This window comes from Microbacterium sp. CH12i, from assembly GCF_000685355.1.
GTDB lineage: Bacteria > Actinomycetota > Actinomycetes > Actinomycetales > Microbacteriaceae > Microbacterium.
On the sequence record NZ_JHET01000010.1, the window covers coordinates 116,149 to 137,860 of the forward strand.

16 protein-coding genes, 1 tRNA gene and 2 pseudogenes are annotated in these 21,712 nt (G+C 64.1%); 4 read left to right on the forward strand and 15 right to left on the reverse strand.

The window, feature by feature from the left end; translation table 11 throughout:
- Positions 1-52: 52 nt before the first annotated feature.
- The 5 genes from DC31_RS12655 to DC31_RS19635 all read right to left on the reverse strand — a co-directional run bounded on the left by DC31_RS12655 (position 53) and on the right by DC31_RS19635 (position 2,972).
- Positions 53-850: an enoyl-CoA hydratase/isomerase family protein gene (locus DC31_RS12655; RefSeq protein WP_036280667.1), complete on the reverse strand. Its 798-nt coding sequence runs from the start codon at positions 848-850 to the stop codon at positions 53-55.
- Between the two features lie 49 nt (positions 851-899).
- Positions 900-1,394, reverse strand: a complete 495-nt coding sequence (locus DC31_RS12660) for an FBP domain-containing protein (RefSeq protein ID WP_036280669.1) — start codon at positions 1,392-1,394, stop codon at positions 900-902.
- 82 nt (positions 1,395-1,476) lie between these two features.
- A tRNA-Tyr gene (locus DC31_RS12665) sits at positions 1,477-1,561 on the reverse strand.
- Between the two features lie 87 nt (positions 1,562-1,648).
- Positions 1,649-2,569, reverse strand: coding sequence for a carbohydrate kinase family protein (locus DC31_RS12670; protein WP_036281177.1), 921 nt, complete (start codon positions 2,567-2,569; stop codon positions 1,649-1,651).
- A gap of 157 nt (positions 2,570-2,726) precedes the next feature.
- Positions 2,727-2,972, reverse strand: a complete 246-nt coding sequence (locus DC31_RS19635) for a hypothetical protein (RefSeq protein ID WP_235201498.1) — start codon at positions 2,970-2,972, stop codon at positions 2,727-2,729.
- Between the two features lie 123 nt (positions 2,973-3,095).
- Here DC31_RS19635 and DC31_RS19640 point away from each other — a divergent pair, with 123 nt between their 5' ends.
- Complete coding sequence (locus DC31_RS19640; protein ID WP_235201499.1) at positions 3,096-3,350, forward strand: hypothetical protein; 255 nt, start codon at positions 3,096-3,098, stop codon at positions 3,348-3,350.
- Positions 3,351-3,418: 68 nt separating this feature from the next.
- Here DC31_RS19640 and rpoC read toward each other — a convergent pair.
- The 6 genes and pseudogenes from rpoC to DC31_RS12705 all read right to left on the reverse strand — a co-directional run bounded on the left by rpoC (position 3,419) and on the right by DC31_RS12705 (position 16,486).
- A pseudogene (rpoC, locus tag DC31_RS12680) lies at positions 3,419-7,293 on the reverse strand (DNA-directed RNA polymerase subunit beta').
- A 41-nt stretch (positions 7,294-7,334) separates the two neighbouring features.
- Positions 7,335-10,828 (reverse strand): annotated as a pseudogene (rpoB, locus tag DC31_RS12685) (DNA-directed RNA polymerase subunit beta).
- 245 nt (positions 10,829-11,073) lie between these two features.
- Positions 11,074-12,780 carry an ABC transporter ATP-binding protein gene (locus DC31_RS12690; RefSeq protein ID WP_235201500.1) on the reverse strand — a complete coding sequence of 569 codons (1,707 nt, stop codon included), beginning with the start codon at positions 12,778-12,780 and terminating at the stop codon, positions 11,074-11,076.
- A complete protein-coding gene (locus tag DC31_RS12695) occupies positions 12,780-13,730 on the reverse strand; it encodes an ABC transporter permease (protein ID WP_036280671.1) in 951 nt (316 codons plus the stop codon). Before DC31_RS12695 ends, DC31_RS12690 begins: the two co-directional genes overlap by 1 nt.
- Positions 13,727-14,731 carry an ABC transporter permease gene (locus DC31_RS12700; RefSeq protein WP_036280673.1) on the reverse strand — a complete coding sequence of 335 codons (1,005 nt, stop codon included), beginning with the start codon at positions 14,729-14,731 and terminating at the stop codon, positions 13,727-13,729. Before DC31_RS12700 ends, DC31_RS12695 begins: the two co-directional genes overlap by 4 nt.
- Positions 14,732-14,812: 81 nt before the next feature.
- Positions 14,813-16,486, reverse strand: coding sequence for an ABC transporter substrate-binding protein (locus DC31_RS12705; RefSeq protein WP_036280675.1), 1,674 nt, complete (start codon positions 16,484-16,486; stop codon positions 14,813-14,815).
- A 229-nt stretch (positions 16,487-16,715) separates the two neighbouring features.
- Between DC31_RS12705 and DC31_RS12710 the strand changes: the two genes are divergently transcribed.
- The 3 genes from DC31_RS12710 to DC31_RS12720 all read left to right on the forward strand — a co-directional run bounded on the left by DC31_RS12710 (position 16,716) and on the right by DC31_RS12720 (position 18,754).
- Positions 16,716-17,582: a spermidine synthase gene (locus tag DC31_RS12710; protein ID WP_036280677.1), complete on the forward strand. Its 867-nt coding sequence runs from the start codon at positions 16,716-16,718 to the stop codon at positions 17,580-17,582.
- Between the two features lie 93 nt (positions 17,583-17,675).
- Positions 17,676-18,203 carry a hypothetical protein gene (locus tag DC31_RS12715; protein WP_036280679.1) on the forward strand — a complete coding sequence of 176 codons (528 nt, stop codon included), beginning with the start codon at positions 17,676-17,678 and terminating at the stop codon, positions 18,201-18,203.
- Between the two features lie 56 nt (positions 18,204-18,259).
- Entirely contained in the window at positions 18,260-18,754 is a 495-nt protein-coding gene (locus DC31_RS12720; RefSeq protein ID WP_036280680.1) for a SprT-like domain-containing protein, read from the forward strand.
- 12 nt (positions 18,755-18,766) lie between these two features.
- Here the strand turns inward: DC31_RS12720 and DC31_RS12725 are convergent, their stop codons facing one another.
- The 4 genes from DC31_RS12725 to DC31_RS12735 are packed head-to-tail and all read right to left on the reverse strand — an operon-like array spanning position 18,767 to position 21,708.
- On the reverse strand, positions 18,767-19,453 hold the full coding sequence (locus tag DC31_RS12725) for a 2-phosphosulfolactate phosphatase (protein WP_036280682.1): 687 nt from the start codon (positions 19,451-19,453) through the stop codon (positions 18,767-18,769).
- 29 nt (positions 19,454-19,482) lie between these two features.
- Positions 19,483-20,004: an ABC transporter permease gene (locus DC31_RS20330; RefSeq protein WP_327036880.1), complete on the reverse strand. Its 522-nt coding sequence runs from the start codon at positions 20,002-20,004 to the stop codon at positions 19,483-19,485.
- Positions 19,940-20,950 (reverse strand): ABC transporter permease, encoded by a 1,011-nt coding sequence (locus DC31_RS12730; protein ID WP_327036869.1) that lies wholly within the window; start codon positions 20,948-20,950, stop codon positions 19,940-19,942. Before DC31_RS12730 ends, DC31_RS20330 begins: the two co-directional genes overlap by 65 nt.
- Entirely contained in the window at positions 20,947-21,708 is a 762-nt protein-coding gene (locus tag DC31_RS12735; RefSeq protein ID WP_036280685.1) for an ABC transporter ATP-binding protein, read from the reverse strand. The genes DC31_RS12730 and DC31_RS12735 overlap by 4 nt, the downstream gene beginning before the upstream one ends.
- Positions 21,709-21,712: the final 4 nt, after the last annotated feature.

A 21,712-nucleotide genomic window follows, 5' to 3' on the forward strand; every position in this document is an offset into this window, starting at 1 on the left:
AGGAGCGCTTATGCGGGCGCTCCGCCGATTGTGCGGAACTCGATGCGCTGCGTCAGCGCGCCTTCTTCGTGGATGCTGCGGCAAACGCCGCCACTCGCGCCTTGGCATCCGGAGTGTCGAACGCCGCGCCGATAGAACGCGCTTCCTCGCCGAGCTGATCGACGAACGTGCGCTCGGGGCGCGAACGCACCAGGCGCTTCGCCTGCCCGTAGGCACCAGCAGCGCCGGCGAGCCAGAATCGCGCGACCTCCTCGGCACGTTCGCGTACGCGGTCGGCTTCGGCTGCGGCATCCTCACCGCTCACGACCTCGGCTACGAGACCCCATTCCTGTGCCTCTTCTGCGGAAAGCAGGCGATCCTGCAGCACAAGCTGCAGAGCTCGGCGCTGTCCGATGGCGTGCGCGAGCTGCGCAGAAACAGACAGGTCGGGAGTGAGCCCGATGTTCGCGTAGAGGCTGCCGATCTTCGAGCGGCTACCGACGACGGCATAGTCCGAGCAGAGCAGGATGCCGAGCCCGCCGCCGGCGGTCGTGCCGTGAGCTGCCGCGACGACGGGGATCGAAGATTCGGTCAAAGCGCGGATGCCGAGGTTGATGACTCCGGCGAGCTCGGCGATCTGCGACCCCTCGCCCATAGTGGTCGCCATATCGAGCACGTCGCCGCCGGCGCAGAATGCGGGGCCGGACGCATCCAACAGGATCGCACGAACGTCATCGCGCGACGTCGCCTCGGTCGTCGCATCGCGCCACGCCTCGGCGAGATCTGCGTTGAACGCGTTGAGGCGAGCAGGACGATTCAGCGTCAGCCGCGCCATCCCTTCATCGACAGAGAACAGGATGGCGTCGCTCATGGCATCTCCTTCGAAGCGCAAAATGGAACAGTCGTGGTCAGCGTAACCGTCAGCTCAGCCCGTCGAGAACTCGGTTGGCGAAACCCTCCATACGGCGCCTCGTGCCGTCGAGTCGTATGTCGACCTGGCCGGCGACGCGGACCTCATTCGGAGCGAGCGGATGCGCGAGCCGCACATTCTCGTGGCATGAGAGGTCTGCGCAGATGTATGTTCCGACGCTGTCGCCTCGGCGTCCAGCATCCCCTGCCCGCCTCGCAGAGAACAGTGCGATCTGGTTGCCGGGCTGCATCGTGTGGCAGATATTGCACATGCCGGTACGGTTGCGACCGGGGTCGGTCGAGCGCAGCACGATGCCGACGAGGCGTCCCTCGAGTTCGACGACGACGCAGCCGCGCTTGCTGGATGCTGGATCGCGCCATGCAAGAAAGTCGTGGAAGTCCCAGTCAATGAGGACGAAGTCGTGCGGCATCTCGATGAGCCGCAATTCCTCCGGGTCGGAATTGACGAAAGACGCCCTGACGTCGGGTTCGGTGAGCGCTCGCATCCACCCAGTCTATGAAAGAGCGGCGTGACGAGAGCAAGTGGTCGCATGACCAGAAAAACCCCCTGATAACAGGGGGTTTGTGTGGTGGCAAGTGAGGGATTCGAACCCCCGAATGCGATGCAGTCTGATTTACAGTCAGATCCCTTTGGCCGCTTGGGTAACTTGCCAGGTGCACACCCGTCCAACTTGTACAGCCAATCGGGGGCGCGAGAATCAAGCATACCCGTCAGAAGCGGGTGCAAGAAATCGGCGGCTCAGCTGCCGTGGACCCCGTGTTCGCCGTCCTCGATCGACTCCGGTGTGCGCAGCAACCCGCCCTCGGCGCGACAGGTCGCAGCGGCGACATCCATCGCCCGATCGAGCAACCGTTGCCACTCGTCCGCGGTGTCTGGCCTGGTGCCTACAAGTCCTTCTGCGACACCAGACAGCGTCGCATCCCCCGCACCGACCGTGTCGATGATCGGGCCGGGAAGGTGTGCGATCGGGGCAGTGAAGGTGCCAGCATCCGTCTCGAGCACGGCGCCGTCAGCACCCGCGGTCGCCAGCACCGCTTCGGCGCCAAGCGTGCGCAGGCGCGTCCGCAACGCGTCGAGATCTCCGTCATAGAGCAGGGCTGCGTCATCGGCGCCGACCTTAACGATCGCGGCGTTCGCGGCGACGCGCTCGAAACCGCGCACGAACTCTGCGCGGTCGCTCAGCATGCCCGCACGCGGGTTCGGATCGATCGCGACCCGTACGCCGGCCAGCGCCGTAGCGACGGCATCCACCTCGGCCGGGACGTCAAACGGGAAGCAGCTGATCACCGCGAGGTCTGCTGCAGCCAGAACCTGCCGCGCCTCATCGCCATATCGGATGCTACGGCGCTGAGCCGCCTCATTGAAGACGTAGGTCGGCTCGCCGTTCGCGGCGCGCTGCACCACCGCACGCGAAGAACCGAGCGGCGCCGGGCTGGAGACCAACTGCACATCGTGGTCACTCAGATACTCGCGGATGTGCGCGCCGGCCTCATCGTCGCCGACCATGGCGATCAGTGTCGTCGGCACGCCGAGTCGGCGAAGCCCGACGGCAACGTTGAGCGCCGCACCGCCGATCAATTCGCGCACTCCACCTGCGTCATGGATCTCATCGATGAGGGCGTCGCCGATCACAACGGCGCTCTGAGCTTTCTGCTGCATCCTGCCATTGTCGCGCATCCGGTGCCTGCTTCTGCCCCGCGCTTCTCTGTTTCGTGCGGAGACCCAGTGAAAGGAGAAAGATGTCACACTCGCGCGAAGCAGCCATGCATCTTTCTCCTTCCATCGGCCGGGATCCAGGCGGGATGGCAGCACCGCGCTACGTTGTGGGCATGAACGTCTTACGCCTCGTCACCGTCACCACTGCGATGCTGCTCCTCACCGGAGTATTGGCAGGATGCGACGGAGCGGGTGCCGGGCCAGCGAGCACGGGGGCGGCTTCGCCGGACGCGAGTGCGTCGGCCGCGGCATCCGAAAGCCCCACGCCCGCAGCAACGCCTACGCCAAGTCCATCCCCATCAGCGGAGGCGATCGCAATCCCAGACGACTGCCGAGCGCTCTTCACCGAGGACGTGCTCGCGCAGTTGGAAGGCGTGCCCCTCACGACCCGGGCGTCGGACCGAGCGGGGTGCAGGCCGATGGGTCTCTGCTCTGTGTCTGGCGCGATCCGCGTACGGACACGACGGCGATGGCAACCAAGATCTTGTACATGTCGCGAGGGCCAGCACTCGACATGCTGAACGGCCTCGCGAACAACGAGGGATTCACCTGTTTCACGCCCGACGGTGGCACCCGGTGCGAGAAGACCTGGCCGGATCCGACCTACCCAGTCACCGACGGGCGCACCCTGTTCTGGCGCGACGAAGTGCTCATCGACACCACCTACTCGAACCTCGCGCCGAGCGGCTACACCTCGAGCATCGTTGCGTACATGTTCGACTAGCGCCCGCCCACCCAGACACGAAGAAGGCCCCAGGGCGAACCCTGGAGCCTTCTTCAGTGGACTAACGCTCAGTTATAAGTACCGGGCGTGACGTCATCCGTCGAGAACGCGTCGAAGTCGACGTAGCCGAAGTCGCCCTCAGCGTACGCACCGTCGGACGCGAAGATCCGGTTCGGGTAGCGCTCGCTCTTGGCCTCTTCAGTTGCTTCGACCGTGACGTTGCGGTACCTCGCAAGACCGGTTCCGGCGGGGATGAGCTTACCGATGATGACGTTCTCCTTGAGACCGACCAGCGGGTCGCGCTTGCCCTGCATCGCAGCCTCGGTGAGCACGCGGGTCGTCTCCTGGAAGGAGGCGGCCGACAGCCACGATTCGGTCGCAAGCGACGCCTTCGTGATACCCATCAGTTCCGGACGACCAGACGCCGGGCGCTTGCCCGCTGCCACAGTCTCGCGGTTGATGTCGCGGTAACGTCGCGCATCGAGCATCTCGCCCGGCAGCAGGTTCGTGTCGGCGTGATCGACGACCGTGACCTTGCGGAGCATCTGGCGAACGATGACCTCGATGTGCTTGTCGTGAATCGGCACACCCTGCGAGCGGTACACGCCCTGAACACCGTTGACGAGGTAACGCTGTACCTCGCGGGCGCCCATGACGCGCATGACCTCCTTGGGGTCCAAGGTGCCCACCAGGATCGGCTGACCGACCGTGACGTGCTGCCCGTCCTCAACGAGGAGAGTCGCACGGCGAAGCACCGGGTAGATCACTTCTTCGTCACCGTTATCGGGTGTGAGGATAACCTTCTTGCCCTTGTCGTTCTCGTCGATCGTGATGCGGCCATCGGCCTCAGCGATCGGCGACGCACCCTTAGGGGTACGAGCTTCGAAGAGCTCTTGCACACGGGGCAGGCCCTGGGTGATGTCATCCGCCGATGCCGAACCACCAGTGTGGAACGTACGCATCGTCAGCTGGGTACCGGGCTCACCAATCGACTGTGCAGCGATGATGCCAACGGCCTCACCGATGTCTACGAGCTGACCGGTTGCGAGTGAACGGCCGTAGCACTGTGCACACACACCAACAGCCGAGTCACACGTGAGCACGGAGCGGACCTTGATGCTCTCAACACCGAGTCCGACGAGCTTGTCGATGAGCACGTCACCGACGTCTTCACCGGCAGTGGCGAGAACTTCGCCCTTCTCGTTGACGACCTCGGAGGACAGCGTGCGAGCGAACACCGAGTTCTCGACGTTCGCGTCGCGCACCAGTTCACCCTGCGAGTTCGCAATAGCAATCGGGAGCTCGAGGCCCTTCGATGTGCCACAGTCCTCTTCGCGGATGATGACGTCCTGCGAAACATCCACCAGACGACGGGTCAGGTAACCCGAGTCAGCGGTACGCAGAGCGGTGTCAGCAAGACCCTTACGGGTACCGTGCGTCGCGATGAAGTACTCCGCAACGCTCAGCCCCTCGCGGTACGAGGAGATGATCGGGCGAGGGATAATCTCACCCTTCGGGTTGTTCACCAGACCACGCATACCGGCGATGTTCCGGATCTGCAGCCAGTTACCACGAGCACCGGAGGTCACCATCCGGTTGATGTTGTTGTCCTCAGGGAAGTTCTCGCGCATCGCGACCTGAACTTCGTCCGTAGCCTCAGTCCAGATCTTGATGAGCTCCTGACGACGCTCAGTATCGGTGGTGAGACCCTTCTCGTACTGGGACTGAACCTTCGCGGCCAGCTTCTCGTAGCGCGCGACGATCTCCTTCTTATTCGGAGGAGTGAGGATGTCGCTCAGGGCGACGGTCACACCGGAGCGAGTAGCCCAGTAGAAACCGGCATCCTTGATGCGGTCCAGCGTGGCGGCCGTCTCGACCTTGGGGTATTCCTCAGCCAGCTTGTTGACGATCTGCGACAGCTTGCCCTTGTCGGCCGGTTCACGCACGAAGGGGTAGCCCTTCGGGAGCGTGTCGTTGAAGATCGCCTGACCCAGCGAGGCATCCACCAGGTGGTGACGCTCGTAGCCCTCAGGTGCTTCACCCTCGAGGAACGTCAGATTCGGAATGCGGATGCGGACCTTCGCCTGCAGGTCGAGGGTGCCCTCGTCCTTGGCGAGAATCGCTTCCGAGACAGAGCCGAACGCACGGCCCTCACCCTTGGCGCCACCCTTGACCACCGTGAGGTGGTGAAGACCGATGATCATGTCCTGCGAAGGCAGGGTGACCGGACGGCCGTCAGACGGCTTCAGGATGTTGTTCGATGCGAGCATCAGCACGCGGGCCTCAGCCTGAGCCTCGACGGACAGCGGCAGGTGCACAGCCATCTGGTCACCGTCGAAGTCAGCGTTGAACGCGGCGCACACGAGCGGGTGAAGCTGGATGGCCTTACCCTCGATGAGCTGCGGCTCGAACGCCTGGATGCCGAGACGGTGAAGCGTAGGTGCACGGTTAAGCAGCACCGGACGCTCGCGGATGACCTCTTCGAGCACGTCCCAGACCTCGGGACGAGCGCGCTCGACGGCACGCTTGGCGGCCTTGATGTTCTGCGAGTGACCGAGGTCGATCAGGCGCTTGATCACGAACGGCTTGAAGAGCTCCAGAGCCATCTGCTTAGGCAGACCACACTGGTGCAGCTTCAGCTGCGGGCCGACAACGATGACCGAACGGCCAGAGTAGTCAACGCGCTTGCCGAGCAGGTTCTGGCGGAAACGACCCTGCTTACCCTTCAGCATGTCGCTGAGGGACTTGAGAGCGCGGTTACCAGTACCGGTGACGGGACGACCACGGCGACCGTTGTCGAACAGTGCGTCGACGGCCTCCTGCAGCATCCGCTTTTCGTTGTTGACGATGATCTCGGGGGCACCGAGATCGATCAGACGACGAAGACGGTTGTTGCGGTTGATCACACGACGGTAGAGGTCGTTGAGGTCAGAAGTGGCGAAGCGGCCACCGTCAAGCTGCACCATCGGGCGCAGCTCAGGCGGGATGACCGGAACGACATCAAGAACCATGGCGGCCGGGCTCATGCCGGTCTCCAGGAACGAGTTGACGACCTTCAAACGCTTGATCGCACGGATCTTGCGCTGGCCCTTGCCCTCCGAGATCTGCAGGCGCAGGTTCTCGGATTCGGCCTTCAGATCGAACGCTGCGAGGCGACGCTGGATCGACTCGGCACCCATGTGGGCTTCGAAGTACTGACCGAAGCGGTCCTGCAGCTCGTGGAAGACGTCATCCTCGGGGCGAAGCGCACCGACCTCGAGGGTGCGGAAGTCTTCCCACACGCGCTCGAGCTTGGCGATCTGCTCGTCGGCGCCCTTGCGGGTGAGGGTCATCTCCTTCTCAGCAGCGTCCTTCACCTTCTTCTTGGCGTCGCCTTGGCACCCTCAGCCTCAAGGGCTGCGAGCTCTTCCTCGAGGCGCGACAGGCGCTCGGCGATCTTCGCATCGCGGCGATCCCCCAGCGTCTTCAGCTCGAGGCGGATGTTGTTCTCCTGCGTGGCAAGGTCGCGGTGACGAGCATCCTCATCGACCGAAATGACCATGTAGGCAGCGAAGTAGATGACCTTTTCGAGGTCCTTCGGCGCCATGTCCAGCAGGTAACCCAGACGCGACGGCACACCCTTGAAGTACCAGATGTGCGTGACGGGGGCAGCGAGCTCGATGTGCCCCATGCGCTCACGACGGACGGAGCTCTTGGTGACCTCCACGCCGCAACGCTCGCACACGATGCCCTTAAAGCGGACTCGCTTGTACTTACCGCAGGCACATTCCCAGTCACGACTGGGGCCGAAGATCTGCTCTCCGAAGAGGCCATCCTTCTCGGGCTTGAGCGTGCGGTAGTTAATGGTTTCCGGCTTCTTGACCTCACCGTAAGACCATCCGCGGATGTCGTCAGCGGTGGCCAGGCCGATGCGAAGCTCATCAAAAGTGTTTGACTCGAGCACTAGTTCTCCTGTGTCTCAATAAGAATTCGTTGTCGGCCGGATCAGATCTCGTCGATCGAGGCAGACTCGAATCGGCTGGAGATGTTGATACCGAGCTCCTCCGCTGCGCGGAATGCCTCGTCGTCGGTGTCGCGGAGGTTGACAGTCGTACCGTCGGCCGAGAGGACCTCGACGTTCAGGCAGAGCGACTGCATTTCCTTCATGAGCACCTTGAAAGACTCGGGGATGCCGGGTTCCTGGATGTTCTCGCCCTTGACGATCGCCTCGTACACCTTGACGCGGCCGAGGATGTCGTCGGACTTGATCGTGAGGAGTTCCTGGAGCGCGTATGCGGCGCCGTAGGCCTCGAGGGCCCACACTTCCATCTCACCGAAGCGCTGTCCGCCGAACTGCGCCTTACCACCGAGCGGCTGCTGGGTGATCATCGAGTACGGACCAGTGGAACGTGCGTGGATCTTGTCGTCCACCAGGTGGTGGAGCTTCAAGATGTACATGTATCCCACCGAGATCGGTGCCGGGAACGGCTCGCCGGAGCGGCCGTCGAACAGGATCGTCTTACCGGTCGAGTCGATCAGGCGGTCACCATCACGCGTCGGCAGTGTGGAGTCGAGGAGACCAGCGATCTCGTGCTCTTCCGCACCATCGAACACCGGGGTCGCGACCTTGGTGCCCGGGGCTGCCTCAAAGGCATCCTTCGGCAACGTGGCTGCCCACTCCGGGTTTCCTTCGACCTTCCAGCCCTGCTTGGCGATCCACCCGAGGTGGGTCTCCAGCACCTGACCGAAGTTCATTCGACCAGGAATACCGAGCGGGTTCAGGACGATGTCGACCGGGGTGCCGTCCGGAAGGAACGGCATGTCCTCGATCGGGAGGATCTTCGCGATGACACCCTTGTTGCCGTGACGACCGGCGAGCTTGTCACCCTCGGTAATCTTGCGCTTCTGGGCGATGTAGACCACAACGCGGCGGTTGACGCCCGAGCCGAGCTCGTCGTCGCCATCTTCAGCGTTGAACTCCTTGACAGCGATAATCGTGCCCTGCTCGCCGTGGGGAACCTTCAGTGAGGTGTCACGGACTTCGCGGCTCTTCTCGTTGAAGATCGCGCGCAGCAGTCGCTCTTCAGCAGACAGCTCGGTCTCGCCCTTCGGCGTGACCTTGCCGACGAGGATGTCGCCGGGGCGAACCTCGGCGCCGATGCGGATGATACCGCGCTCGTCGAGGTCCTTCAGCAACTCAGGGCTGACATTGGGGAGGTCACGGGTGATCTCCTCCTTGCCGAGCTTCGTGTCGCGAGAGTCGACCTCGTACTCTTCGATGTGAATCGAGGAGAGCGTGTCGTCCTTCACGAGGTCCTGGCTGAGGATGATCGCATCCTCAAAGTTGTAGCCCTCCCACGTCATGAACGCGACGAGCAGGTTCTTACCAAGAGCCAGCTCACCGTTCTGGGTGGCGGGACCGTCAGCGATAACCTCGTTGACCTCGACGCGCTCGCCTGCAGAGACGACGACCTTCTGGTTGTAGGAGGTGCCCTGGTTGGAGCGGTCGAACTTGCGGAGGAAGAACTCCTGCGTGCCGCCCTCATCCAACTGGAGGACGACGCGGTCTGCAGAAACCTCGAGGACCACACCGGCCTTGTCGGCGGAGATGACGTCGCCGGCGTCAATAGCCGCGTAGCCTTCCATACCGGTTCCGACGAGAGGCGAGTCGCTGCGAAGCAGCGGCACAGCCTGACGCTGCATGTTGGCGCCCATGAGCGCGCGCTGCGCGTCATCGTGCTCGAGGAACGGCACAAGCGAAGTCGCGACCGACACCATCTGGCGCGGCGAGACATCCATGTAGCCGATCTCTTCCGGTGCGAAGAGGTCAACCTCACCACCGGGGCGGCGAGCCAGAACGCGGTCTTCGCGGAAGCGACCGTTCGCTTTGAGGGGGGCGTTGGCCTGAGCGACGATGAAGTCGCTCTCCTCGGAGGCGGTCAGGTAGTCGATGTCATCGGTGACGGTGCCCTCGACGACGCGACGGTACGGGGTCTCGATGAAACCGAAGGAGTTGATGCGCGCGAATGTTGCGAGCGAGCCGATCAGACCAATGTTCGGGCCTTCAGGGGTCTCAATCGGGCACATGCGGCCGTAGTGCGACGGGTGAACGTCACGAACCTCAACACCTGCGCGGTCACGGGACAGACCACCAGGGCCCAGCGCCGAAAGGCGACGCTTGTGGGTCAGACCCGCGAGCGGGTTGTTCTGGTCCATGAACTGCGACAGCTGCGACGTTCCGAAGAACTCCTTGATCGCGGCGACGACAGGACGCACGTTGATCAGGGTCTGCGGCGTGATCGCCTCAATGTCCTGCGTGGTCATACGCTCACGAACGACGCGCTCCATACGAGACAGACCCGTGCGGACCTGGTTCTGGATGAGCTCGCCGACGGCGCGGATACGACGGTTGCCGAAGTTGTCGATGTCATCGGTCGACATCCGGATCTCGGCCTTCTTGCCGTTGCGCAGACCATCGAAGGTCTCATCGCCACGGTGCAGACGCACGAGGTACTTGATGGTCGCGACGATGTCTTCGACGGTCAGCACCGAAGAGTCGAGCGGCTGGTTCAGGCCGAGCTTCTGGTTGATCTTGTAGCGACCAACCTTCGCAAGGTCGTAGCGCTTCGAGTTGAAGTAGAAGTTGTCGAGCAGCGCGCGGGCAGCCTCAGCGGCAACCTGCTCGCCCGGACGCAGCTTGCGGTAGATGTCGCGAAGCGCATCTTCCTTGGTGAGGATGGTGTCCTTCGCCAGGGTCTCCTCGATGGAGGGGAAGCCGGCGAACTCAACGAGGATTTCCTCACTGGTCATGCCGAGCGCCTTAAGGAACACGGTGACGGACTGCTTGCGCTTGCGGTCGATGCGCACACCGACCTGGTCGCGCTTGTCGATCTCGAACTCGAGCCATGCACCACGGCTGGGGATCACGCGAGCGGAGACGATGTCCTTGTCGGACGCTTGTCCGGGGACTTGTCGAAGTAGACACCCGGGGAGCGCACGAGCTGGGAGACAACGACACGCTCGGTGCCGTTGATGATGAACGTTCCGCGACCGGTCTGCAGCGGGAAGTCACCCATGAAGACGGTCTGAGTCTTGATCTCACCGGTGAGGTGGTTCATGAACTCGGCCTCGACGTAGAGGGGGGCGGCGTACGTCTTACCGCGCTCCTTGCACTCGTCGATCGAGTACTTCTCCGGCTCAAGGTACGGGTTCGTGAAGCTCAGCTGCATCGTCTCGCTGAGGTCTTCGATCGGCGAGATCTCCTCGAAGATCTCCTCCAGACCGCTGAACTCATTGAGATCCTTGCGGCCGGCCTTCTTGCCCTCGGCGAGACGTGTCTTCCACGTCTCATTCCCGACGAGCCAGTCGAACGATTCCGTCTGCAGCGCGAGAAGGTCAGGAACCTCAAGCGTGTCGGAGATCTTGGCGAACGAAAGACGCGATGATCCGCGTCCGTTCTTGTTGGTGGTGGATGTGGATGCGTTGCGAGCAGCAGCCAAGGGAATAACCTCCGTGAGCCCCGCAGGGCTTCTCGATTCCTTTGTCGTCAGGTGGAGTGCGCACTCGTCTGCTCAACTACTGCCGACCACCATATGAGGGCAGGGAGAACCGAGGCGCAAAGAACCACTATACGACTTATTCTGCGACATGGCAAGCGCAGTCCTTGACCAATCACGGATGCTGCGGTAAAAGCATCCGTCAACCTCGCTCGTGCACCCCTAGATCACGCTCGTGCACCCCTAGATCAGGCGATGTTCAGCTCGTTACCCGGGATGGATGCCAGCAGGCGACGCGTGTACGGATCACGTGCGTTCGTGAAGATCTCCTCAGAGGATGCCGCCTCCACGAGGCTGCCGTCCTTCATGACGCAGACGTAGTCGCTGATCAACCGCACCACCGCGAGGTCGTGCGAGATGAAGAGGTAGCTGAGCCCGTACTCGCGCTGCAGATCGCCGAGCAGTCGCAGAATCTGATCCTGCACCAGTACGTCCAGCGCAGACACCGGCTCGTCGCAAACGATCAGGTCGGGAGACAGCGCAAGTGCCCTAGCAATGGCGATGCGCTGCCGCTGACCGCCAGAGAGTTCGGACGGATACCGCCTGAGCATCGACTGCGGCAGCGCCACATCGTCGAGAAGCTGCCGGACGCGCTTTCGGCGTTCGGTGCTGCTGCCGCGTTTGTAGAACTCCAACGGTTCGGCGATCAGGCGCTCGATCGTGAACATGGGGTTGAGGCTCGAGTACGGATCCTGGAAGATCGGCTGCACCCGCTGACGGAAGTCGCGCGTCTCGGCGCGGTTCAGCGTCGAGATGTCTTTGCCCTCGTACTTGATGAGACCACTGGTCGGCTCGACGACCTTCAACAGCATCCGTGCCGTCGTGGTTTTACCGGAGCCCGACTCCCCCACGATCGCGACGGTCTCGCCGCGCGGGATAGCGAGTGAGACGTCGTTCACTGCGACGAAGTCTTCGCCGCGCCCGCGCACCGGATACACCTTGGTGAGGTGCTCGAACTCGACGATGTTGTCGGATTTCGGGTTGTCGGATTTCGGGTCGCCGGATGCCGCGGCATCCGGTCGAGGGGCCGGCGTCCTCGGGGCCGAGAACGCCGCCGGCTGCAGGCGCGCCACCGCAACGGAGGGTGCTGCTGCTACCAGCGACTTCGTATAGGGATGCTGCGGATCCTCAAGGATCTGCTTCGCATCGCCCTGCTCGACGACCTTGCCGCGGTGCATCACGATGACCCGCTCCGCACGCTCTGCGGCGAGTCCGAGGTCGTGCGTGATCAGCAGCACGGCGGTGCCGAGCTCACGGGTCATCACACCGATCTGGTCGAGGATGGTCTGCTGCACCGTGACATCCAGGGCGCTCGTGGGCTCGTCCGCGATCAGCAGACGCGGCTTGCACGCCAGACCGATCGCGATGAGCGCGCGCTGGCGCATGCCGCCGGAGAACTCGTGCGGGTACTGCTTGGCGCGCTGTGCTGCGTCGGGAAGCCCCGCCGCCTCCAGCGCCTCGACAACCTTCTTCGAAACGTTCTGCCGGTTGGCGAGCCCGTGCGCGAGCAATGTCTCAGAGACCTGCGTGCCGATCTTGGCGACCGGGTTGAGGTTTGACATCGGGTCCTGCGGCACGAGACCAATGTCGCGTCCGCGGATACCCCGCATCTCGTGCTCGGATGCTGTCGTGATCTCGCGCCCGTCGAGACGGATGCTGCCGCCAGCAATGCGTCCGCCGCCAGCGAGAAGCCCGATGATCGCCATCGCGGTCGTCGACTTGCCAGAGCCAGACTCCCCCACAATCGCCACAGTCTCGCCCGCGGAGATCTCCAGGTCCACACCCTCGACTGCGTGCACGACGCCGTCCATAGTGTTGAAGTCGACTGCCAGGTCTTTGACCGATAGCAGCGGGATGCTCGTGTTCTGTTCCTTCGACATCTCAGCCTTCGACATCAGCGTGCCCTCGTCCTTGGGTCCATGGATTCGCGCAGCGCCTCACCGAACAGGGTGAAACCGAGCGCGGTCACCGCGATACAGATACCGGGTAGGAACGCCAGCCACGGGGCAATTGCCAGCTCGTTCTGCGCGTAGGTCAGCATCCGCCCCCACTCGGCCGTCTCGGGGCGTCCGCCACCGAGGCCAAGAAAGGACAGCGCTGCCGCGTCGATCACGGCGGTGGCAAGCGTCAGCGTGCCCTGCACGATGACCGGGCCGATCGCGTTTGGCAGGACATGCGACATCGTGATGCGCCCACGGCCAAGGCCGAGTGTCTGCGCGGAGAGCACGTAGTCGCTCGAGCGCTGCTGCAGCATCGACGCCCGAAGCAGCCGCGCGAAGATCGGCACCTGCGATGCACCGATAGCGATCATCACGGCCGACGGCGTTTGGCCGAGAATCGCAGCGATAGAGACGGCGAGCAGCAGGTTCGGCACCGACAGGATGATGTCCACGATGCGCATGATGAGCGTGTCGACCCAGCCGCCGAAGGTGCCGGCAAGGAGTCCGAGAATCATGCCGCCGAGGAGTCCGATGGCGGTGGAGATCACGCCGACGAGGAGTGATGCCTGCGCACCCCAGATGAGCTTCGACAGCACGTCGCCGCCGAAACGGTCAAGGCCGAGCGGGAACTCTGCAATCTCCCCGGGCCCGGGGATGTGCGTCGGAGTGATGAACTTCGCACCAGGAAGGGCCGTCTCGGGGAACGGCGCGAGAAGCGGCGCGAGAGCGGCAACCAGGATGAACAGCAGCACGATGACTGCGCCCATCCACGCCGTGGGGCTACGGCGCAAGCGACGGAAGACGTCGCGCCAGAACCCGCCGCTGGCATCCTTCAACTCGGTCTGCGAGATGGCGACCGTGTCGATGATCTCACCCCCCTGTGCAGGGGGAAGCGGAATACTCATTGGACCCTCACTCTCGGGTCGATCAGGCTGTAGGAGACATCCACCGCGAGGTTGATCAGCGCGTACGCGATCGCAATGAAGATGATGAAGCCCTGCAGCACGGGGAAGTCACGGGTGAAGATCGCCCTCGCCAGGAACGACCCGATCCCGGGATAGGCGAATACGGTCTCGGTGAGGACTGCGCCAGAAATGAGCAGACCGGTCTGCAGTCCGATTGTCGTGATCACCGGAAGCATCGCGTTGCGCAGAATGAAGCGAGTGCGCAGTGTCGATGGGGCAACGCCCTTCGCGCGGCCGGTGCGCACATAGTCGGCGTTCTGCACTTCCAGGACGCTGGCCCTGGTGATGCGCACGATGATCGCTAGCGGAATCGTCCCCAGCGCGAGAGCGGGGAGGACGAGGTGCAGGAGCGCGTCCCATGATGCGTCGAACTCGCCGGTGATGATGCCGTCCCACACGTAGAACCCGGTGGGATGGGTGGCATCGATTCGCGGGCTCTGCCTGCCGTCGGAAGGCAACCAGCCCAGCTGCACCGCGAAGATGTACTTCAGGATGAAGGCCAAGAAGAACACCGGAATCGTGATGCCCACCAGGCTCAGCACGACGGCGGCGTGGTCGCTGAACTTGCCGTGCCGGCGGGCGGCCCAATAGCCCAGTGGGATGCCGACTCCGATGGCGAAGATCAGCGCGGTGATCGACAGTTCGATCGTCGCGGGGAACCGGCGGAGGAACTCCTCCAGGACGGGTCGGTTCGTCTGAATCGAGGTACCGAAGTCTCCCTGCAGGAGCCGGCCGATCCAGATGAAGTACTGCTCGATGAGCGGTCGGTTGAAGCCGTACAGCTCGTTGATTCGCGCGACAGCATCTGGCGTCGCCTTCTCCCCGAGGAGGGCGACCGCAGGACCGCCAGGGAGGGCTCTGACCCAGGCGAACAGCAGAATGCTGAGGCCGATCAGGGTCGGGATGAGGAACAGCAGTCGCCTGCCGATGGTGCGCAGCAAGAAGTACTCCCAGCTTTTTCAGGTGCGGGCGTCGTCCCCTGAACCGTTCGACAGGTTCAGGGGACGCCGCCGCGTGATTCCTTACTTGGTGAGGACGATGTCTGTGAAGACCTCGTCGTTCACCGGGCTGGCCGGGAAGCTCTTGACCCGCGGGTCAAAGGCCAGCGTGGGCGCCGGGTGCGCGAGCGGAACGCCGGGGATGAACTGCGCGACATCCTCGTTGATCTGCTCGTACAGGGCACTCTGCTCTTCGAGGTTCGGGATTCCGCGTGCCTCGGCAAGCTTTGTGAAGAGCTCCTGGTTGTCGAAGCCCCACTCGGAGCTCTGCTGGCCGAAGAAGACGCCGACGAAGTTGTCGGTGTCGTTGTAGTCACCGGTCCAGCCGAGCAGGTGGATGCCGTGATCCGAAGTGCCGGTCGTGCGGTCAAGGTACTCGCCCCACTCTTCAGCAACCGGGGTGGTCTCGACGCCGGCAGCCTTGAGCTGAGTCGCGAGCACGGTGAAGATCTGCTCGGGGTCTGGCATGTACGGACGCGAGACGTTGACCGGGTAGTTGAAGGTCAGCTTCAGCGGGTTGGCCTCGTTGTAGCCGGCTTCCGCCAGCAGTGCCTTGGCCTTGTCCACATCGAAATCGTAGGTCGTGACGGCATCGTTGTAACCGTTGACAACCGGCGGCATGAACTCGATGGCCTTCTGCGTGCCCTCAGGCAGCACCTGGGTGATCAGTGCGTCCTTGTCGATCGCGTAGGAGAGCGCTTCGCGCACCTTGTGATCCTGCAGTTCGGGGACCGCCTGGTTGAACGCGAGGTAGAGGATCGTGAACGGAGGGCGAGAGACCATGGTGAATCCATCGTCGCCGAGCGCCTTCGTGTCAGCCGGTCCGACGAGGTCGTATCCGTCGATCGCGCCAGACTCGAGCGCCTGGCGGCGGGCGGTCGGGTCATCGATCGTGCGGAAGATGATCTCGTTGATCTGACCCTTGTCGCCCCAGTAGTCGGGGTAGGACTTGAGCGTGACCTGCTCGCCCGGTGCCCACTCATCGAACTGGAAGGGGCCGGTGCCGACCGGGTGTGCCATGCCGTACTCGGACATCTGCGGAGCCTCGGCCGAGCCGCCGACGGCGTCAGCGCCGAACTCTTCCATCGCGGAAGGGCTCTGCATCGAGAACGCCGGCAGCGAAAGTGCCGGGATGAAGCCAGCGAACGGCTTGTTCAGCTCGACGGTGACCGAGTAGTCGCCATCCGCAGCGCACGACTTGTAGACCGCATCCGCTGGGTTGTCTGCGAAGCCCTGGAACAGCTTGTAGTAGTAGTACCCGAACGCCTCAGATGCAGCGAGGCCGGTCCAGTTGTACCAGCGGTCGAAGTTGTAGCAAACGGCTTCGGCGTTGAACGGGGTGCCGTCGTGGAACGTGACGCCCTCCTTCAGCGTGAAGGTGTGGCTCATGCCGTCTTCGCTCGACTCCCACGACTCGGCGAGGAGCGGAGCGGGGTCGGCGGTGCCGGGCTCAGTGCCGACGAGACCCTCGAAGATCTGTCGCGCGACGCGGAACGTCTCGCCGTCCTGCGCGAACGCGGGGTCGAGGCTTGCCGGGTCGGAGGATGCGGCGAAGACGAACGTGCTGTCGACGTCGCCGGATGCCGTTTCGGTCTTGTCTCCGCGGTCGCTCGCGACGCAGCCCGCGAGCAGCATTGCTGCAATAGCGGTGCCGGTGACGGCAATAAGCCCTCGTCGGCGCATGGATGAGTGGTGCATGCTGTGTACCTTCCCTGTTGGGGCGCTTCTTTGCGCGTGCCGACTGCGTCGTCGCAGCCGTAACACGGCGATGCTCTGACGCTACCCAGCCCGCTCATAGAATCCAAACGCATCCGTGTTTCGATCCGGTATCGGCTCGATAACGCTCGTGTACGTACGGATGCTCGAGCTCATGCCACGGACACGTCTCGCGCCGTGCGCGCAGAGGTTCGCGCATAGGCTCAGAGACATGGGAAGAACGCGCGCGAAGGACACCGAGCATCCGCAGGCGCGCCTCGATCACGGCGGAATCGCGCGGATCGAGCCTTCGGAATTCACGAGCGGCTTCGAACTGATCGTCGACGGCACCCCGCAATCCCACGTAGACCTCGACGACCCCACGCACCTGCACTTCGAGTACATCGTGCGGATGGGCGCGGTGATCGACCAACTCACCTCACCCGGTGCGGCACTGACGGCCGTGCACCTCGGGGCCGGGGCGCTGACCATCCCCCGCTACATTGACGCGACCAGGCCAGGATCACGTCAACAGGTGATCGAGTTAGAGGCGCCGCTGGCGGCGCTCGTGCGCGAGCATCTGCCGTTGCCGCGCGGGGCCTCGATTCGCATCCGCATCGGGGATGCGCGCTCGGGAGCAAAGAAACTGCCGCCGGCTCTCACTGGCGCATGCGACCTTGTCGTCTCGGACGTCTACTCCGGCGCGCAGACACCGGCGCACCTCACGAGCGTCGAGTTTTACACCGAACTGCGGACGCTCCTCTCTCCGACCGGAGTGCTCCTCGTCAACGTTGCCGACGGCCCTGGACTGGCGTTCGCCCGGCGACAGGTCGCCACGATCGCCCACGTGCTTCCGGAGGTCGCCGTGCTGGCCGACACCCAGGTGCTGAAAGGTCGGCGATTCGGAAATCTCGTGATTGCGGCATCCGCTTCTCGCCTGCCCACCGAATGGCTGCCACGGATGCTGGCCGCAGGCCCCCATCCGGCGAAGATCGCTCAGGATGCTGAGGTCACCGCCTTCGCGCAGGGGGCACGGATTGTCACAGATGCGGATGCCGTGGCATCTCCCAAGCCCGACGCGTCACTCTTTCTACGCTGATCGAGCCCGCTGTTCCCGCGCTCTATGGCGTGCCGACTGGGTCTCTTGCAAGGTCCGAGGCAGACTGGGGAGGACACCGCGGAAGGAGAGCACATGGGTTACATCAAGGGGTACGACTCAGACACTCTTCGTGAACTGGTCGACGAGACCGCCTGTGCAGAGCGACTGGCTGAGATTGAGTCGCAGCGGAGTCTTCCCGCGTTGCTTGAGCGCGTCTGGCTGCTGAAGGTGCTCGGTCGCCTCGATGAATCGCTGTCGCTCTCCGACGAGTCGGTGCGCGTTGCTCGGATGGCTGGCACTCGCAAAGACGTGCTGCGTTCGCGTGTGTTGCATGCGACGGTCCTGCAGTACCGCGGCGCGTACGCCGCCGCAGAGCAGGAGCTCGCGACCTGCGCCTCAGAAGCAGAGGGTCAGGGATGGGCGTCGATCGCGGCGTTCGCTCACCAGAACCACGGCAAAAACGCCTACGACGCGGGTGACTTCGACATCGCTCGTGAGAGCTTCAAGCGAGCGTTGTTCTTGCGTCGTGAAGCCGGCGCTCCCGACGCAGAGCTCGAGACTGCACTGCTGGCAATCGAAGCTGCCGAGAAGCGTCGCAGCGGGCAGCTCGTCGCGGGCTGAGTCCGTTTCGGCACCCGAACAAGCCGAATGTCGGCGGGATGATTTAGGTTAGGCGCATGGCGGATCTGAACCGTGTGCGCATCTGGGGCGAGGCATTGCTGCAGATGCACCTCGACGAAAGCTGGTCGTTCGGCTTCGACCACGCGAAGCGTCGTGCCGGGCAGTGCGACTTCCGCGAGAAGCGCATCACGGTGTCGCGCTATCTTGCCGCGCGCTTCGAAGATGACGAGATCCACCAGGTGCTGCTACACGAAGTTGCGCACGCGCTGGCAGGGCACCGAGCCGCCCACGGACCGAAGTGGAAGCGCATCGCCCTCGACCTCGGCTACGTCGGCGGCACCACGCATCACGGTGAGACGGCCGTCGAACTCGCCCCGTGGGTGGGAACGTGCCCCGCAGGTCACGTCACCTACCGCCATCGTCGCAGCACCCGTCCGACGTCGTGCGCGAAGTGCTCGCGGACGTTCGATCCGAAGTATGAGTTCGTCTGGACTCGTCGCGAAATCACCTCCGCCGTGCGACTCGCCGCGCAGATGCCGCGCGAGCAGTAGGAGCTTCTCGGTTTAGCTGAGCGAAGCGCTGAAGCCGCGCGACGCGTCGAAAGCCACGAAACTGCCGTCGCGAAGGACGGGCACCGCATCGGTTGCGTCGACTTCGGCGGCTGCCGTAGCACTAGTGGGAACGAGTCCTGATGCTTCGATGCGCGCGGTGGCTTCGACTCCGGCCGCGAGTTCTTTGCCCGATCCGGATGCCGTGAGCAGATGCCGCATCGCCCGCCGCAGTCCACGCGCTGATTCGCACGCGGCTGCAGCTTCTGGCGAGGTGTGATCAATGCCCAGGTCGCTGAGTGCGGCGATGATCGACCCCGCCCCCAGCTGATCTTCGACGGCGAAGCGGAGGTCGCCGGCATCCGTCAGCTCGCCCGCCGCGATCACCGACACCGAGGTGCGCTGCTCGCGCTGATTCTGCAGGTCGAGCACCGCGCGAGCGACGGCCGAGGCGTTGCGCAGCGACCCGATGAGCACGGTCGCTTCCCCTGCCGCGGCAGCGACGGCTGCGCCGTTTCGGGACCAACCCGCGGCATCCGCTAATGCGACGCTCTGACCGGATGCCACGGCATCCGTCACTGTCGACGAGAAGCGGAGCACGTCGACCACAATCACGACATCCGCGGGCGCGAGGCGGTGAAGGCCAGCAATGCCCCACTCGAAGCGAACTTGGTACGAGGACTGATCGAACGGCGACGACATCCCTCAAGCTTAGGCCGCCGCCGTTCACTTCAATCGACGGCCAGCGCCTCCACCGGCGCAACCCGAGTCGCCAGCCGCGTCGGGGTCGCCGCGGCGACCAGCGTGAGCACGGCGGTCGCGACGACGATCACGACCACCGGAATCCACGGCACGGCCGGCGCCACGAGGCCCGCGGTCTCCTCAAAGAACGGCGGCATCCGCACCGAGCCGAGCAACGACTGCGCAGCAACCCAGCCGTACAGCACCCCGAGCACGAGGCCCATCGCGGTGGCCGTGACCGTGATGTGCACGGCCTCGAGCATGATCATGCCGCGCACCTGCCGGTTCGACAGACCGATCGCCCGCAGCAACCCCAACTCACGCTTGCGCTGAACGACGCCGATCGTGCGCAGGTTGACCAGTCCGACCGCGGCGATGATCGCAGAGACACCGACCAGCACCATCATGACGGTCGAGAAACTGTCCATGATGATCGAGAACTGCGGATCAAGCTCGCCACCCGCGGCCTTCGTCAGCAGTAACTTCACCGACTCCAGCGCGACGGCGAACATGGTCACGAGCGTCACTCCCATTCACGACGCCGATCGCCATGCGGCTGGAGCGTTCCGGATACCGCAGCGCGTTCTCGGCCGCAAGGCGCGCGGTCGCTGAGCGTCCGAACAGCCGTCCGACGAGACGCAGCATGGGCGGCATCACAAGCACCGCGGCCAGCGACAGCCCGGTGAACGACAGCAGCCCGCCGAAGAACGCGACCACCACGCCCAGCGGCGTCACGAGCCCGACGAAAATACCGAAGACCAACAGCGCAAGGCCGCTGATGAGCAGCAGCAGAGCGCCGACATGACGCGCGGGGCGGGTCGCAGCATCCTCATGCGAACGCTCTACGGAACCGGCGATCGCCTGCAACGGCGTCACCGCAAGCACTCGGCGCGATCCGATCCAGGCTGCCGCCCATGTGGTCAGCGCGACACCGAGCGCCGGGACCAGGATCGTCGGCTGCATCATTGTGAACGAAGGCACCGAACCGAGCAGGCGATCGGCGACCGCGAGGCCGCCCACGACGATCAGCAACCCGAAAACGACACCGATGATTGCGCCGATCGCACCAACTACCAGGCCTTGACGCGCCACCTCGATTCGCTGCGAACGCGCGCTTCCGCCGATGAGTCGCACAAGGGCGATGTGTCGGGTACGGCCGGCGATGATCGTCGAGAACGTGTTCGCCGTGACGATCGCACCGACATACAGCGCGACACCGATCAGCAGCACTGACAGCAAGGCGACCACGACCCCGAGCGTGCCGCTGTCGCCGATGTATGGGTCAGATTTCAGCATCGCCCCGATGTAAGAGGTCGCCTCGACCAGCACGACGCCGAGTGCCGACGACAGAGCGGCAACCAGAACGCTCGCACCCATGCCGCGCTCGCGCAGCCAGGTGAAGCGGGGTCCGGTGGCGACGGTATCGGGGATGGTCGGGAGGGAGGCGACGGCGCTCATGCTGCCACCTCCGCGGCGAGCATGTACGCCGCGATCTGCTCGGCACTCTGTCGCGGATGATCGGCGACGATGCGTCCGTCGCCCAGGTACAGCACCCGGTCGGCGTGGCTGGCCGCGATCGCGTCGTGAGTGACCATCGCGATCGATTGGCCGTGCTCGCGGCTCGCCGCGGAAAGCAGTTGCAGCACCTCGCGCCCGGTCGCCGAGTCGAGGTTTCCGGTCGGCTCATCGGCGAAGACGAGGTCTGGTGAGGTGGCGAGCGCACGAGCGATTGCGACCCGCTGCTGCTGCCCGCCGGAGAGCTGGTGCGGACGATGATGCAGCCGGCCGCCGAGGCCGAGCGTCTCGATCAGCCCCTCGACATGTGCGCGCTCGATCGCGCTCGGGCGACGTCCGTCAAGCTCGAACGGCAGCAGGATGTTGCCGAGTGCGTCGAGCGTGGGCACTAGGTTGAATGCCTGGAAGATGAAGCCGACGCGGCGGCGGCGCAGGATCGTCAGATCGAGGTCGCCGAGACCGGTGATCTCGGTGTCGCCGATCCACGCCCGCCCTTCGGTTGGCGCATCGAGTCCGGCCATGATGTGCATGAGCGTCGACTTGCCCGATCCGCTCGGCCCCATGATCGCCGTGAATTGCCCACGGCGGATGCCGACGCTGATGCCATCGAGCGCGTGGACTTCGCCTTCGCCCGAGCCGTACGACTTCGTCAGGTGCTGGACGCGGGCCGCGAGCCCGAGGTCGCTGGTGCTGATTTCCATACCC

What these genes read in the sequence shown, in the direction of transcription:
- DC31_RS19640 (WP_235201499.1), top strand. Translation starts at nt 3,096, where the DNA reads ATGGCAACCAAGATCTTGTACATGTCGCGAGGGCCAGCACTCGACATG.
- DC31_RS12705 (WP_036280675.1), bottom strand. Translation starts at nt 16,486, where the DNA reads ATGCACCACTCATCCATGCGCCGACGAGGGCTTATTGCCGTCACCGGC.
- DC31_RS12670 (WP_036281177.1), bottom strand. Translation starts at nt 2,569, where the DNA reads ATGCAGCAGAAAGCTCAGAGCGCCGTTGTGATCGGCGACGCCCTCATC.
- DC31_RS12710 (WP_036280677.1), top strand. Translation starts at nt 16,716, where the DNA reads ATGGGAAGAACGCGCGCGAAGGACACCGAGCATCCGCAGGCGCGCCTC.
- DC31_RS12690 (WP_235201500.1), bottom strand. Translation starts at nt 12,780, where the DNA reads ATGTCGAAGGCTGAGATGTCGAAGGAACAGAACACGAGCATCCCGCTG.
- DC31_RS20330 (WP_327036880.1), bottom strand. Translation starts at nt 20,004, where the DNA reads ATGTTCGCCGTCGCGCTGGAGTCGGTGAAGTTACTGCTGACGAAGGCC.
- DC31_RS12660 (WP_036280669.1), bottom strand. Translation starts at nt 1,394, where the DNA reads ATGCGAGCGCTCACCGAACCCGACGTCAGGGCGTCTTTCGTCAATTCC.
- DC31_RS12725 (WP_036280682.1), bottom strand. Translation starts at nt 19,453, where the DNA reads ATGTCGTCGCCGTTCGATCAGTCCTCGTACCAAGTTCGCTTCGAGTGG.
- DC31_RS12655 (WP_036280667.1), bottom strand. Translation starts at nt 850, where the DNA reads ATGAGCGACGCCATCCTGTTCTCTGTCGATGAAGGGATGGCGCGGCTG.
- DC31_RS12735 (WP_036280685.1), bottom strand. Translation starts at nt 21,708, where the DNA reads ATGGAAATCAGCACCAGCGACCTCGGGCTCGCGGCCCGCGTCCAGCAC.
- DC31_RS12715 (WP_036280679.1), top strand. Translation starts at nt 17,676, where the DNA reads ATGGGTTACATCAAGGGGTACGACTCAGACACTCTTCGTGAACTGGTC.
- DC31_RS12695 (WP_036280671.1), bottom strand. Translation starts at nt 13,730, where the DNA reads ATGAGTATTCCGCTTCCCCCTGCACAGGGGGGTGAGATCATCGACACG.
- DC31_RS12730 (WP_327036869.1), bottom strand. Translation starts at nt 20,950, where the DNA reads ATGAGCGCCGTCGCCTCCCTCCCGACCATCCCCGATACCGTCGCCACC.
- DC31_RS12720 (WP_036280680.1), top strand. Translation starts at nt 18,260, where the DNA reads ATGGCGGATCTGAACCGTGTGCGCATCTGGGGCGAGGCATTGCTGCAG.